At 74.4% G+C, this 14367-nt stretch carries 11 protein-coding genes; 7 read left to right on the top strand and 4 right to left on the bottom strand.

Annotated features, from left to right (window positions below; genetic code table 11):
• Positions 1 to 5 precede the first annotated feature (5 nt).
• On the bottom strand, positions 6 to 1223 hold the full coding sequence (locus HOP40_RS06145; protein WP_172155479.1) for an MFS transporter: 1218 nt from the start codon (positions 1221 to 1223) through the stop codon (positions 6 to 8).
• 94 nt (positions 1224 to 1317) lie between these two features.
• Here HOP40_RS06145 and HOP40_RS06140 point away from each other — a divergent pair, with 94 nt between their 5' ends.
• From HOP40_RS06140 to HOP40_RS06125, 4 genes are all read left to right on the top strand, one after another.
• Entirely contained in the window at positions 1318 to 2772 is a 1455-nt protein-coding gene (locus tag HOP40_RS06140; protein WP_205347101.1) for a catalase, read from the top strand.
• 267 nt (positions 2773 to 3039) lie between these two features.
• Positions 3040 to 5295: a glycosyltransferase family 2 protein gene (locus tag HOP40_RS06135; protein ID WP_205347100.1), complete on the top strand. Its 2256-nt coding sequence runs from the start codon at positions 3040 to 3042 to the stop codon at positions 5293 to 5295.
• On the top strand, positions 5292 to 7244 hold the full coding sequence (gene glxA, locus HOP40_RS06130) for a radical copper oxidase GlxA (protein WP_240157540.1): 1953 nt from the start codon (positions 5292 to 5294) through the stop codon (positions 7242 to 7244). Before HOP40_RS06135 ends, glxA begins: the two co-directional genes overlap by 4 nt.
• A gap of 11 nt (positions 7245 to 7255) precedes the next feature.
• On the top strand, positions 7256 to 8269 hold the full coding sequence (locus HOP40_RS06125) for a glycoside hydrolase family 6 protein (RefSeq protein ID WP_172155477.1): 1014 nt from the start codon (positions 7256 to 7258) through the stop codon (positions 8267 to 8269).
• 16 nt (positions 8270 to 8285) lie between these two features.
• Here HOP40_RS06125 and HOP40_RS06120 read toward each other — a convergent pair whose 3' ends face one another.
• Positions 8286 to 9323, bottom strand: coding sequence for a GNAT family N-acetyltransferase (locus HOP40_RS06120; protein ID WP_172155475.1), 1038 nt, complete (start codon positions 9321 to 9323; stop codon positions 8286 to 8288).
• A 147-nt stretch (positions 9324 to 9470) separates the two neighbouring features.
• Between HOP40_RS06120 and HOP40_RS06115 the strand changes: the two genes are divergently transcribed.
• Positions 9471 to 9893: an organic hydroperoxide resistance protein gene (locus HOP40_RS06115; RefSeq protein WP_172155473.1), complete on the top strand. Its 423-nt coding sequence runs from the start codon at positions 9471 to 9473 to the stop codon at positions 9891 to 9893.
• Positions 9894 to 9965: 72 nt separating this feature from the next.
• On the opposite strand, the gene HOP40_RS06110 is transcribed toward HOP40_RS06115, so the two are convergent.
• Positions 9966 to 11786 carry a prolyl oligopeptidase family serine peptidase gene (locus HOP40_RS06110; RefSeq protein WP_172155471.1) on the bottom strand — a complete coding sequence of 607 codons (1821 nt, stop codon included), beginning with the start codon at positions 11784 to 11786 and terminating at the stop codon, positions 9966 to 9968.
• A gap of 61 nt (positions 11787 to 11847) precedes the next feature.
• Positions 11848 to 12285 (bottom strand): septum formation family protein, encoded by a 438-nt coding sequence (locus HOP40_RS06105; protein WP_172155469.1) that lies wholly within the window; start codon positions 12283 to 12285, stop codon positions 11848 to 11850.
• Positions 12286 to 12398: 113 nt separating this feature from the next.
• Between HOP40_RS06105 and HOP40_RS06100 the strand changes: the two genes are divergently transcribed.
• On the top strand, positions 12399 to 13145 hold the full coding sequence (locus HOP40_RS06100; RefSeq protein ID WP_172155467.1) for a PaaI family thioesterase: 747 nt from the start codon (positions 12399 to 12401) through the stop codon (positions 13143 to 13145).
• Between the two features lie 61 nt (positions 13146 to 13206).
• A complete protein-coding gene (locus HOP40_RS06095) occupies positions 13207 to 14328 on the top strand; it encodes an AI-2E family transporter (protein WP_172155465.1) in 1122 nt (373 codons plus the stop codon).
• Positions 14329 to 14367: the final 39 nt, after the last annotated feature.

The following is a 14367-nucleotide window of genomic DNA, read 5'->3' as shown; positions in this document are numbered from 1 at the left end:
CACGCTCAGACCGTCGGAGCCGCCGCCACCCCCGGGTGCGGCGGCTCCGTCGTGCGCGCGCCGGCGAGCAGCGCCGCCACCCCGGCCGCCGCGACGCCGAGCGTCCCGACCGCGACCACCGCCACGGCCGGGCCCGTCACGTCGACCAGCACCCCGGCGAGCGGGGTGCCCGCGGCGGCGCCGAGCGTGATGGCCGAGCCGTGCAACCCGGTGACGACGCCGCGCGCGGCCTCCGGGGCCAGCCGGCTCACCGCCTCCGACGTGGCCGCCAGCGCGGGCGCGCACATCAGCCCGGCCGGCACGAGGAGCAGCGCGAAGCTCCACCACACCCCGCCCAGCGCCACCGGCAGCGTGGCGAGGCCGAGCAGCGCGACCAGCGCGAAGACCGGGTACGACCGCCGCGCGGCGCCGTAGAGGAAGCCCCCGACGATCGACGCCAGGCACCACACGGCGTTGACCAGCGCGATCGCGTACACCGGCCCGGTCGCCTGCACGCTCGCGATCACCGACAGCTCCGTGCCGAAGACCACGAGCACCGCGGCGGAGGTGGCGAGCAGCGCGCCGAGCAGCCGCCGGTCGAGCCAGGTGCGCACGGACGGCGGCGGGCCGTCGTCCTCGGCCGAACCCGCCCGGGTGCGCGGGTCGAGCACCCAGAAGGCGATCCCCGAGGCGACCCAGCCGGCGCCGACCGCCCACGTCGCCGCGGTGCTGCCCAGCCCGATCACGAGCAGCGAGCCGAGCGCGGGCCCGACGATGTAGGAGACCTCGACCGACATCGAGTCGAGCGAGAACGCCGGGCGGCGGTGCTCCTCGGGCACCATCGCGGCCAGCGACTGGCGGATCACCGAGTACACCGGCATCCCCAGCACCCCGGCGAGCAGCGCGCCCACCAGCAGCGCGGGGTAGCTCAGCAGGTGCGCGACGCCCCAGAACACCGCGGCGGACGCGCTGGTGAGGACCAGCACCGGCCGCAGCCCGCGCCGGTCGACCACGCGCCCGAGCAGCGGCGCGGCGACGGCCATCCCGATCGTGCTGGCCGCCCCGACGGCCCCCGCGGCCGCGTAGCCCAGGTCCAGGGTCAGCACGACGTGCAGCGTCAGCGTGATCGCGGCGGCGGACGCGGGGATGCGTGCGACGAGGGCGAGCGCCATCAGCGGGGCGACGCCGGGGATCGCCAGCACCGTGCGGAAGCCCGCGAGGCCGCCCGGGGTGGTCGTGACCATGCCGCCATCGTGGACCACGGGCGGCGGTCGGCGGGCGGTGTTTGCCCGCCGCCACGGCGGGAAACCCCGAGCGCACGTCTATCGAAGGAGACCTGTGACCGAACCGCGGTACACGACGACCGACGGCGGTGCACCGGTGGCGAGCGACGAGCACTCGCTCACCCTCGGCCCGAACGGACCGATCCTGCTGCAGGACCACTACCTGATCGAGCAGATGGCGGCGTTCAACCGGGAGCGCATCCCGGAGCGCCAGCCGCACGCCAAGGGGGGTGGCGCGTTCGGGGAGTTCACGACGACCGAGGACGTCAGCCGCTTCACCCGCGCCGCGCTCTACCAGCCCGGCGTCTCGACGCGGACGCTGATCCGCTTCTCGACCGTGGCGGGCGAGCGGGGCAGCCCCGACACCTGGCGCGACCCGCGCGGCTTCTCCCTCAAGCACTACACGACCGAGGGCAACTACGACATGGTCGGCAACAACGTGCCGATCTTCTTCATCCGCGACCCGCTGAAGTTCCAGCACTTCATCCGGAGCCAGAAGCGCCGCGCGGCCAACAACCTGCGCGACCACGACATGCAGTGGGACTTCTGGACGCTCTCGCCCGAGTCGGCGCACATGCTGACCTGGCTGATGGGCGACCGCGGGATCCCGAGGACGTGGCGCCACATGAACGGCTACTCCAGCCACACGTACATGTGGACCAACGCGGGCGGGGAGAAGTTCTGGGTCAAGTACCACTACAAGACCGACCAGGGCATCGAGTTCCTCACCCAGGACGAGGGCGACGAGCTCGCGGGCTCCGACGCCGACTTCCACCAGCGCGACCTGTACGACACGATCGAGAGCGGCGGGCGCCCGAGCTGGACGCTGCACGTGCAGGTGATGCCCTTCGCGGACGCCACGACCTACCGGTTCAACCCGTTCGACCTCACGAAGGTGTGGCCGCACGCGGACTACCCGTTGATCAAGGTCGGGACGCTGGTGCTGGACCGCAACGTCACCGACTACCACACGGAGATGGAGCAGGCGGCCTTCGAGCCGAACAACCTGGTCCCCGGGATCGGGCTCTCGCCGGACAAGATGCTGCTCGGCCGCGGCTTCGCCTACGCCGACGCGCACCGCGCCCGGCTCGGGGTCAACTACAAGCAGATCCCGGTCAACGCGCCGGTCGTGCCGGTGCACAGCTACTCCAAGGACGGCGCCATGCGCGTCACCAACGTGAGCGACCCCGTCTACGCGCCGAACTCCTACGGCGGACCGCAGGCGAACCCGGCGCTGACCGACGACGCCGGCCTCTGGTACGCCGACGGCGAGATGGTCCGCACCGCGTACACGCTGCGCGCGGAGGACGACGACTTCGGCCAGGCCGCGTCGATGGTCCGGGACGTGCTCGACGACGACGAGCGCGCCCGGCTGGTCGACAACGTCGCCGGCCACCTGGCCGACGGCGTCAGCCCGGAGGTGCTGGCCAGAGCGCTCGAGTACTGGCGCCAGATCGACAAGGAGATCGGCGACCGCATCGAGGCGGCCCACCGCGCGCTGGCGGTGTGACCGGCTCCGTGACCTGATCTTTCGGCCAGTCCCGTTCGTCCGATCGGCGCTCCCGGACCCCTCCCGTTCGGGGGCGCCGCTCTGTGCAAGCTGTGGTCGTGGTCACGTACGGTCGGAGCAACGCGCGGTGGTTCACCTGATAGGGGGCCACTGGCGGGTGGTGCGGCCGCACCCGGGGCGTCGGCGTCACGTTGTGCTGTGTAACGGGTCGGGGTCACCGACGCGATCACGCTTGTGCAGCGTCAGACGATCCCGGGGAGCAGCCGCGTGCAGGAGAGCCCGACCATCGGTCCGGAGACCGGTGGTTTCGCCGTTCGCGACTTCAGCCGGTTGTCCGGTGACGTCGTCGAGCCCGGTCCCGGCTACCGGGTCCGCTACCGCGGGGTGCACGCGTCGTCGGGCCGCCGCGCGTGGGCGGTGTCGCTGCTGATCATCACGCTGAACGTGTTGTTCGAGGCGGCCTTCGTCTACTGGCTGCTGCAGCCCGCGCACACGCCGGAGATCGACGAGACCCGCCCGTGGACGGTGGTCGCGAACATCTTCGTGATCGCGTCCATCGCGCTCGTCGAGGGTCTGCGGCTGATCAACGTCTTCTCGCTGTCGCTGGCCTCGGTGCTCGCCCGGGACCCGGTCCCGGTGCGCCCGGACCCCCGCCTGCGCGTCGCGTTCCTCACCACCATCGTCCCCGGCAAGGAGCCGCTGGAGATGGTGCAGGCCACGCTGCAGGCCGCGCGCCGGATCCGGCACGACGGGCTGTTCCACGTCTGGCTGCTCGACGAGGGCGACGACCCCGCCGTCCGCGCGATGTGCCAGGCCGAGGGCGTGCGGCACTTCAGCCGCAAGGGCATCCCCGAGTACAACCAGCCGACCGGCCACTTCAAGGCGAAGACCAAGCACGGCAACTACAACGCCTGGGTCGACCGCTACGGCCACCGCTACGAGGTCTTCCTCTCCGTCGACCCCGACCACGTGCCGCTGCCCAACTACGCGGAGCGGATGCTCGGCTACTTCCGCGACCCCGACGTCGCGTTCGTCGTGGGCCCGCAGTGCTACGCCAACGTCGACAACTTCGTCACCAAGGGCGCCGAGAGCCAGCAGTTCCCGTTCCACAGCGTGATCCAGCGCGCCGCCAACGCCTACCAGGCGCCGATGCTGGTGGGCACGAACAACGCGATCCGGATCGACGCGCTGGTCTGCATCGGCGGGCTGGCCGACTCGATCACCGAGGACATGGCCACCGGGCTCGCGATGCACTCCCGCCGCAACCCGGTCACCGGGGCGAAGTGGAAGTCGGTCTACACGCCCGACGTCGTCGCCGTCGGCGAGGGCCCGTCGTCCTGGAGCGACTACTTCAGCCAGCAGCTGCGCTGGTCGCGCGGCACGTTCGAGATCCTGTCCGGGCCGTTCTGGAAGCGGCTGCGCCGGCTCTCGCCCGGCCGGGTGCTGCACTACGTGCTGATCACGACGTTCTACCCGTCGATGGCGATCGGCTGGATCCTCGGCTCGGTCAACGCCGTGCTCTACCTGACGCTCGGCGTGTCCGGCATCGTCGTGCCGCCGCAGCTGTGGCTCGCGCTCTACATCGACGCCACCGCGTTCCAGCTGTGGGTCTACATCCGCAACCGGCGCTACAACGTCAGCCCGTACGAGAAGGAGAACTCGCCGGGCGTGCGCGGGATGGCGATGTCGGTCCTCTCCGCGCCCATCTACGCGAGCTCGCTGATCGCCACGCTGCTGCGCCGCCCGGCGAAGTTCGTCGTCACGCCCAAGAGCGACGCCGCCACGCAGGACCGGCTGGTCACGTTCCGCCGGCACCTGCAGTGGACGGTGCTGCTGGGGTGCGCGCTCGGCGCGTCGGTCGTGCTCGGCTACGCCAACATCGACGTGATGATGTGGCCCGCACTGGCGCTGCTGATCAGCCTCACGCCGGTGGCGCTGTGGTGGCTCAACGCCGACGTGCAGCGCAGCGCGGCCACCGGGGCCGACGTCGTCGACGCCGCGGTGGACGCCGACCCGGTCGCTCTGGCGAGCGCCGACCGCGACCACGACCTCGACGACGAGGGTCCCGACGCCGGTCCGCGCCGCACCTCGCTGCGCGGGGAGACGATCCGCCCGCGCGGCACCGCCCGGCCGCGCACCGCGGCCGACGCCGGTGCGGCCGCCCGCATCCCGCGGCCAGCCCCGCCCGCGGAGCACCGGTCCGCCGGTCGCGCCCCGATGCCCGACCGCCCCTCGGCGCCCCAGCGGCCGGGGCAGGTCCCGCCGCGCCCGCGGGTTCCGGTGTCGGCCGGACCGCGCGTGCCGCACCAGGCCGACCCGGGCCGCCGGGGCGCGCCGCCCGTGCCGCGCCCGCCGATGCGGCCCGAGCCCGGGCCGCACCGCGCCGGCGTCCCCGCCGCGGCCACCGCCGCGCGCCCGTCCGAGGACCTGTCGCCCGTCCCCGGCGGCCTCCCGATGATCCCGCGGGTCACCCCCGCCCCCCGGCCGGTCCCGGCCACCGAGAAGGAGAGTGACCCCTCGTGAGGCGCCTGCTGCGCAGCACCCTGGCCGCGATCAAGCGACGGGGGCGCATCCTCACGGTCGTGCTGGTGCCCGCGGTGCTGGTCGCGGTGAACGTGCCGCCCGCCGTGGCGTTCGTGGCCGAGGTGCGGCACCAGCAGCTCATCGACAGCCCGGAGTACCAGGCCGAGTTCGGCCGCTGGGACGTCGTCGAGCTGCCCGAGGACCTGCAGGTCAACGCGATCCACGCCGCGCTGCTGCCCACCGGCAAGCTGCTCATCATCGCCGGGTCGGGCAACGACCGCGCCCAGTTCGACGCGGGCACGTTCCGCAGCCTGCTCTACGACCCCGCCACCGGCCAGGCGCGCATGGTCATGACCCCCGCCGACATGTTCTGCGCCGGGCACGCGTTCCTCTCCGACGGCAACCTGCTCGTCGCCGGCGGCACCCAGCGCTACGAGCTGCTCGAGGGCGCCGTCACGCACGCCGCGGGAGCGATGCGCGTGCGCAACGAGTTCCCCGACGGCGGCCGCGACTTCCCGGCGGGCACCGAGTTCGTCGCTCCCGACGGCAAGTCCTACCGCGCGACCAGCGCGTTCTCGCTGCCGCCCGCGGCCAAGGTGATCGCCCGCGACGGCAGCGCGACCGTCACGGCGAGCGAGACCGTGGTCTGGGTGGAGTCGATCGTCGAGGGCGCCCCCGGCGTCACCGCCGACCCGGCGCAGTACGCGATCACCGGGCTCTCCGGCCCCGATGCGGAGAACTACTACGGCCTCGCCGAGGCGATGGACCTGGACAAGCAGGACTACCAGGGCATCGCCGACTCCTTCGAGTTCGACCCGGTCACCGAGGAGTACGTGCGCGTCGGGGACATGAAGCACAAGCGCTGGTACCCCACCCTCACGCCGCTGTCGGACGGCACCGTGCTCTCGGTGTCGGGCCTCGACGGCACCGGCACGATCCTGCCCGGGCAGAACGAGGTCTACGACCCGGCCACGAAGGAGTGGACGGAGCGGCCCGACCTGTTCCGCTACTTCCCGACCTACCCCGCGCTGTTCCAGACCGCGACGCCCGGCGAGCTGTTCTTCACCGGCTCCAGCACGGGCTACGGCCCGGCCGAGGAGGGGCGCACACCCGGCTTCTGGAACCTCGACGACAACACGTTCGTACCGGTCCCGGGCCTGCGCGACCCCGACATGATGGAGACCTCCGGATCCGTGTGGGCCGGTCCCGTGCAGGACCAGCGGATGCTCGTCGTCGGCGGTGGCGGCGTCGGCGAGTCGCCGCGGTCGACCGCGCGCACCGACGTCATCGACCTCGCGGCCGAGGCGCCGGCGTACACGCCCGGGCCGGACCTGCCCGCGCCCACGCGCTACCCGAACGTCGTCACGCTGCCGACCGACGACATCCTCATCGCGGGCGGGTCGCGCGACTACCGCGGCAAGGGGCAGAGCCACAACTTCGTGGCCAGCCTCTACACGCCCTCGTCGAACACCCTGCGGCCCGCCGCGGAGTCCTCGGTCGGGCGCGACTACCACTCCGCGGGCCTGCTGCTGCCCAACGGCCAGGTGATCGTGCTGGGCGGCGACGCGCTGTTCTCCGACCCGCTCAACACCCGCGACGCCGACTTCGAGCACCGCATCGAGATCTTCACCCCGCCCTACATGTTCCAGGGGCCGCGGCCGGAGATCACCGACGCGGCGGCCACCGTCGGGCTGGGCCAGACGCTGACGGTGTCCACGCCGGACGCCGCCCGCATCGACCGTGCGCGGCTGGTACGGCCCAGCGCGGCCACGCACGTCACCGACCTGGAGCAGCGCACGGTCGCCCTCGACGTCACGGACAACCCCGACGGGACGCTCGGCCTGGCCGTGCCCGCCGAGCCGACGCTCGTGCCGCCGGGCTTCTACATGCTCTTCCTCGTCGACGACGCCGGTGTGCCGTCGGTGGCGCGGTGGGTGCAGGTCCAGTGAGGGCCGCGACGGTGCGAAGCGTTCCGGCCGCCCGGATCGGCGGCCTGCTCGCCGCGGCGGCGGTGCTGGCGGGGTGCACCGCGCCCGCACCCGCGCCGGCGCCCCCGGCGCCCGCGCTCGGCTCGTCGTCGGAGTCGGGGTACTACGTCGACCCGCGCACGGCGGCCGCCGCCCAGGTGGAGCAGTGGAGGGCCGAGGGACGCACCGAGGACGCCGACACGATCCGCCGCATCAGCGAGCAGCCGCTGCCGCTGTGGGTGTCCGGCGACGCCGCGGAGGTCCGGGCGCAGACCCGCGACTACGTCGACCGCGCCACGGCGGTGGGCGCCCGCCCGCTGCTGGTGGCCTACAACATCCCGCACCGCGACTGCGGCAGCTTCTCCGGCGGCGGGGCGCCCGACGGCGACTACTACCGCGGCTGGATCTCCGAGCTGGCCGGTGCCGTCGAGGGCAGCGGCGCCACCGTCGTCCTGGAGCCGGACGCGGTGCCGCACGAGCTCTCGGGGTGCGTCGACGGCGAACTGCGCGACGAGCGCTACGTGCTGCTCGGCGACGCCATCGACACGCTCAAGGGGGCCGGCGCCACCGTCTACATCGACGCGGGCAACCCCGGCTTCATCACCGACGTCGACGCCCTCGCCGGCGCGCTCGACCGCTCGGGCGTGCGGCGGGCCGACGGCTTCGCGCTCAACGTCGCCAACTTCCGCACGACCGAGGTCAACGTCGAGTTCGGGACCGCGCTGTCGGAGCGCCTCGACGGGGCCCGGTTCGTCATCGACACCAGCCGCAACGGGGCCGGTCCGCCGCCCGAGGGCGACATCGACGGGGCTCCGAGCTTCTGCAACCCGCCCGACCGCGCGCTGGGGGCGACGCCCACCACCGACACCGGCTACGCCCTCGTCGACGCGCTGCTGTGGGTGAAGCGGCCCGGGGAGTCCGACGGCGCCTGCCGCCCGGGCGAGCCCGAGGCCGGGCAGTGGTTCCCGGAGTACGGGCTGGGGCTCGCGGAGCGGGCGGCCGGGTAGTGGCCCCGGCCTGGCCCTAGCCGACCAGGGTGCTCCCGGCGGCGAGGTCCGCGCGCAGCCGCACCTCGCCGCCGGTGATCTCGGCCGACGGGCGCAGCCCGGCGCGCCGCAGCAGGCGGGTGACGCCGAGGTCGTCGGGGCGCGCGACGCCCGTCAGCCCGGTGAGCCCCCGCTCGGCGGCCGCGTCGGCGGTGCGCCGCAGCAGCGCGGTGCCGACGCCGCGGCCCTGCCAGGCGTCCTCGACGACGACGCCGAACCGCGCGGCCGTCGGGCCGTCCGGGTTGAGGGTGGCCACGCCGACCGCGCTGCCGCCGTCGACGGTGACGGCCAGGACCGCCTCGCCGTCGTCGTCGCCGAGCAGGCGGTGCAGCTCGGCGGCGTCGAGCCGCGGGGCGGGGCTCAGGAAGCGCGAGCGCCGGGTGGCGGGGGAGCAGCGCGCGTGCAGGGCCGCGACCAGCGGGGCGTCGGCCGCGGTGGCGGCGCGCATCCGCACCTCGGAGCCGTCGCGCAGCAGCAGGATGCGCTCGTCGCGCTCGGAGGCGGCCGGGGCGTGCAGCGCGAGCTGCGCCGCGAGCTCCAGCAGCGCCGCGGCGCGGGAGATCTCGGTGGCGGTGAACGGCCACGCGCGGCCCAGGCGCAGCTGGCGGGCACCGACGCGCAGCGAGTGCGAGTGGCCGCCGGTGTCGGGCGCGGCGGGGTCGACCAGCCGGGCCCGCAGCATCGTCGCGACCGCCCGGGGGGCGCTGCCCGGGTCCGCGGCGACCATGCGGGCCAGGGCCAGCGCGGTGGTCGCCGGGTCGGCGAGCTCCTGCGCGTCGGCCCGCACCAGCAGGGTGCAGGGGATCCCCGCGCTCTCGACCGCCGCCGTCATCGCCGCCGGGTCGACGCCCGCGGGCACCTTGACCAGCAGCTCGTCGGTGACGGAGCCGTCGTCGGCCGGTTCTCCGACGACGTGCAGCGAGATGATGTTGCATCCGGCCTCGCCGACCGCCGTGGCGAGCTCGCCCAGCCGGCCGGGCCGGTCCTCCAGCTCCACGTGCACACGCCACAGCATCGGGTCGCCACCTCCTCGGGACGTCCGCCATCGTGCGCGCCGCGTGTTTCCGTCCGGCTACCGGTCCATGACGACGGTGGGTCGCGGCGTGCGCTACGTTGGAGCAGACCGAGTCGTGCACAACATAGTTTTCGAAGGGACTGCACCATGGCGGATGCGATCTACACGGCCGAGGCGACCTCCTCCGGCGGCGGGCGGGACGGGCACGTCCGGACCTCCGACGGGATCCTCGACGAGGACGTGAAGATGCCGCCCGCGCTGGGCGGTCCCGGCGGCGCGACCAACCCCGAGCAGCTCTTCGCGGCGGCCTACGCCACCTGCTTCCACGGCGCCCTGCGCCTGGTGGCGAAGAACAAGGGCGTGGCGGTGCCCGACGGCGCCACCGTCGAGGCCGCGGTGGGCCTCGCGTCCGACGACTCCGGCTTCGGCATCAGCGCCACGATCACCGCGCACCTGCCGGGCCTCGACCAGGCCCAGGCCGACGAGATCGTCGAGGGTGCGCACCAGGTGTGCCCGTACTCGAAGGCCACCCGCGGCAACGTCGACGTGGCGCTGAAGGCGACGGTCTGACGCTCGCGCCCTTGCAGGGGAGCCACGTTCCCGCCGTCCGGTTGCGGGAACGTGGCTCCCCTGCAACTCGGCTCAGCCCAGCGCCCGCCGCGCGAAGTCGATCTCCGTGGCGATGTGCTGCAGCGTCTGCTCCACCACCAGGCTCCCGTGCCCCGCGTCGAACCGGGCCACCTCGTAGGGCGCGTCGCCGCGCCCGGCCAGGGCGTCGAGGTAGTTGTCGATCTGCCGGATCGGGCAGCGCGGGTCGTTCTCCCCGGCCAGCACGAGCACCGGCACACGCACCTCGTCGACGTAGGTCAGCGGCGACGCCGTCCGGTAGCGCTCCGGCACCTCCTCGGGCGACCCGCCGAACAGCGCGCGGTCGAACGCCCGCAGCTGCTCCATCTCGTCGGCGTAGGCCGCGACGTAGTCGGCGACCGGCACCCCGGCGAGCCCGGCCGCCCAGCGCTGCGGCTGGGTGCCGACGCCCAGCAGCGCCAGGTACCCGCCCCAGGACCAGCCCTCGATCACGCACTTCGACGCGTCGACGAGGCCCTGCGCGACGCAGGCGTCGAGCACCGCGGCGACGTCCTCGAGCTCGGTGGTGCCCGGCCGGCCCTCGATCGCGTCGCGCCACGCCGAGCCGTAGCCGGTGGAGCCGCGGTAGTTCACCTCGACGACGACGAACCCGGCGTCCACCCACGCGGCGCGGACGGCGGTGAAGCGGTCCTCGTCGGCGGCGTGCGGGCCCCCGTGCAGGCTGAACACCGCGCGCCCGTCGCCGCCGGCCGGGCTCGCGACCAGCGCGTGGATGCGCCCGCCGGGGCCGTCGACCCACAGGTCGGTGACCGGCACCGAGCCGGGCGCCCGCTCCCCGGGCGGCGTCACGAGGACGCGGTCGGTGCCGTCGGGGTGCAGCGCGCGGACCGTCGACGGCTCGGCGGCCGAGGAGCACGTGTACTCGACCGTGCCGTCGGGGCGCACGTCCGCGGACCCGACGCAGCCGGGCGCGACCGGCAGCTCGGTGAGCACGCCGGCGTCGAGGTCGTAGCGGTGCAGGCGGGTGCGCGCGGCGTGGGTGTGCCAGACGAGCAGCGCGCGGGCGTCGGGGGTGAAGTCGGCCGACAGCTCACCGGGCAGGTCCAGCGCGAGCTCCGTCTCGGTCCCGGCGACGACGTCCCAGACGAGCAGCTCCTCCCGCCCGTGGCGCTCGTGCAGGACCAGCAGGCGCGGGTCGCCGACGACCGGCGCGAACGAGATCGGGCTGAGCCCCCTGCCCGGCCCGTCGTGCAGCTCCGCGACGGTGCCGCCGTCGTCGACGCGGACCACCCGCAGCGACGGGTGGCGCGAGTCGCCGTGCTCGGAGTGGCTGATCGCGAGCAGCGTCTCGTCCTCCGACAGCGCGCCGACGCCCGCGTCCTCCGCGTTCTCGTAGACGACGGTCGCGGGCTCGTCCCCGCGCCGCAGCCAGATGCGCGTGCCGTCGTCGGTGGAGGTGCCGACGGCGGTGACGCGGCGGCCGATGTCGAGCCCCGCCGGGTAGCCGTCCTCGACGCCGGGCACGGCGGGCGCGGCCGCGGAGCCGTCCGGGGCGAACGGCTCGGCGACCCAGTGCCCGAACTCGTCGCCGTCGGCGTCGGCGAACCACCAGACCTCGGCGCCGTCGGGGGGCAGCGTCGCGGAGTGCGTGCCGCTGCGGCGGTCGGTGACCCGGCGGTGGACGTCGGTGGCGCGGTCCCACGTGTAGATCTCGGTCGTCCCGCTGGCGTTCGAGGAGTAGACGCACCGGTCGGGCGCGTCGCGGGCCCACGCCGGCCGGGACATCCGCGGCGCGGTGAACCGGGCCCGCCAGCGCTGCTCGCGCTCGTCGTCGAAGAGCCGGTCGGGGACGGGGGCGGCGGGATGGGTGGTCACGGAACCCGATCCTGCCCCACCGCGACCGCCGGTGCCCCCGGCCCGCCCGGCCCCCGCGACGTCAGCGGTTGGCGCCCCGCAGCGAGCCGGTGCTGGAGCTGCCGTCCTGCGCGGCCAGGATGCAGACGATCTCCCGGTCGCCGTCGTCCCAGGTGTCCGTGCTGGGCACGAGCGTCGAGTAGTAGATGTCGGAGTCCTGGTAGGGCAGGCCGACGTAGTCCTGGAAGGCCTGGCCGGCGCAGAGCTGGTCGGCCTGGTCGCTGATGGCCTGCTCGCCGGGGAAGTCGCCGTCGGGGAGCTGGGGGAGGGCGAAGATCTCACCGGTGTGCGGCTCGGAGCACTCGACGACGGGCACGGAGCTCACCTGGTCGTCGCTCGCGGTGTCGGTGAGGCACTGGCCGACCTCGAGGTCGAGCACGCTGGTGCCGCTGCAGGCGGCGACGGAGAGGAGGGCGCCGGCGGCGAGGGCGACGACGACGCGGCGGGCGGAGGAGTTCATGGTCATGCTCCTGAGGAGGTCCGGTGGGCGACGAAGGTTACGACGGGTCGGCCACCTGTTCCGTACGTCGCCGCGATGATCGCCGGATCGTGATCCGGGTTAGGTTGCGCGCCGTGCCCGAGCCCACCGCGCCGCTGGAGCGCCTGCGCGCCGCGATCACCGATCCCGCCCGCCTCGCCCCCGCCTCCCGCACGACCGGGATCCGGCTCACCGAGGTCGAGCCCGGCCGGGTGGTCGGCGACCTGCCGTCGGCCGCGGTGCTGCCGCCGCTCGGGGGCGCGCTCGTCCTCGCCGACTTCCTGCTCGGCTCCGCGATCGGCACGACCCTGCCCGCGGGGCACCGGGTCGGCACGCTGAGCCTGCACGCCTCGGTGTTCGCGCCGGGCGAGGGTGCGCTGTCCGCGACGGCCCGGCTCGTGCACCGCGGCCCGACCGGAGTGAGCGAGGTGCTCGTCGTCGACGCCTCCGGGGAGCCGGTCCTGTCGGCGACCTCGCGCTGCGCGGTGCTGCCGTCCTCGGGCCCGCCGCCGGCCGCGGAACCCTCGGCCGTGCTGCTCGGGATGCGGACGGGCCCGGACGGCGTGTCCGCCGTCGCCGACCCGGGGCTCGCGAACTACGGCGCGACGGTGCAGGGCGGGGTGCTCGCGACGGTGCTGGCCCACGCCCTCGACGTCGCGACGGGCGGGGTGGAGCTCGACGTCACGTTCCTGCGCGGGGTCGCCGTCGACGGCGCCGCCTTCACCGCCCGCGCGACGCCGGTGCACGCGGGCTCCCGGTTCGCCGCCGGCCGCGCCGAGCTGCACGACGCCGCCGGCCGCCTCGCCGCGGTGGGCGCGGCGAGCAGGTGGCTCACGCCCTGACGACGTGCGCGCGGCGGCCGCGTTGCCGGGTGCCGACCCGCGGGTCTGCCACGATCACCGCGTGACCGACGCCGCGCCCCCCACCCGCACGACGTGGTCGAACCCGTTGTTCGGCTTCGCCGCGGCCGTCGTCACGATCGCGGGGCTGCAGGCGTTCGGCGGGCTGCTCGGGCCGCTGTTCCTCGCGCTGGTGCTGATGGTGACGGTCGCGCCGATCGCGGGGGCGCTGCGCCGCCGGGGCGTGCCGCGCTGGCTCGCCACGCTCGTGACGCTGGGGTCGGTGTACGCGATCCTCGTCGCGCTGGTGGGGTCGCTGGTGTACGCCGTGGCCGAGCTCGCGCGGGTCCTTCCGGGCTACGGCGGGCAGCTCAACATCCTGCTCGGCGAGGCCTCCGAGCTGCTCGCGACGATCGGCGTCGGGCCCGACCAGATCCAGGCCGCGCTCGACCAGTTCGACGTCGGCAGCGTCGTCGGGGTGCTGCAGGGCTTCCTCGCGCAGTTCGCCGGGCTGCTGTCGAACCTGCTGCTGATCCTGTCGGTGCTGCTGTTCATGGCGTTCGACTCCGCGACCTTCCCCGAGCGCCTCCGGGCGCTGGGGCGCACGCGGCCGCACGTCGTCGAGGCGCTCACCGCCTTCGCCCACGGCACCCGCAGCTTCCTGGCCGTCGCCACGGTGTTCGGGCTGGTCATCGCGGCGCTCGACGTGGCGGTCCTGTGGGTCCTCGGCGTGCCCCTGGCGCTGCTGTTCGGGCTGCTGGCGTTCGTCGCGAACTTCGTGCCCAACATCGGCTTCCTCATCGCGCTCGCCCCGCCCGCGGCGTTCGCGCTGCTGGAGGGCGGACCGGGGCTGATGACCGCGGTGGTGGTGTCGTTCATGGTCATCAACGTGCTGCTGCAGACGGTCATCCAGCCGCGGTTCGTCGGCGACGCGGTCGGGCTGTCGGTGACGGTCACGTTCCTCGCGCTGGTGTTCTGGGGCTTCGTCGTCGGGCCGCTGGGGGCGCTGCTGGCCATCCCGCTGACGCTGCTGGTCAAGGCCCTGCTCGTCGACATCCACCCGCACACCCGCTGGATCGACATCCTCATCCGCGACGACGTGCCGGGCGCGGAGGCTGCGGAGGCTGCCGAGGACGACGCTGCGGAGGACGCGACCGCCGACCCCTCCGGTTACAGTCAGCCCTGACTGCCTCGCCTCCGCCTCGCCGACGATCCTGGAGCTCCC

The organism is Pseudonocardia broussonetiae, assembly GCF_013155125.1.
Classification (GTDB): domain Bacteria; phylum Actinomycetota; class Actinomycetes; order Mycobacteriales; family Pseudonocardiaceae; genus Pseudonocardia; species Pseudonocardia broussonetiae.
This window is presented reverse-complemented; position numbering and strand designations above follow the sequence as displayed.

Bases quoted from the DNA above. Each gene is read 5' to 3' on its own strand.
- HOP40_RS06120 (WP_172155475.1), bottom strand. From the start codon at position 9,323: ATGCTGTGGCGTGTGCACGTGGAGCTGGAGGACCGGCCCGGCCGGCTG.
- HOP40_RS06105 (WP_172155469.1), bottom strand. From the start codon at position 12,285: ATGAACTCCTCCGCCCGCCGCGTCGTCGTCGCCCTCGCCGCCGGCGCC.
- HOP40_RS06145 (WP_172155479.1), bottom strand. From the start codon at position 1,223: ATGGTCACGACCACCCCGGGCGGCCTCGCGGGCTTCCGCACGGTGCTG.
- HOP40_RS06115 (WP_172155473.1), top strand. From the start codon at position 9,471: ATGGCGGATGCGATCTACACGGCCGAGGCGACCTCCTCCGGCGGCGGG.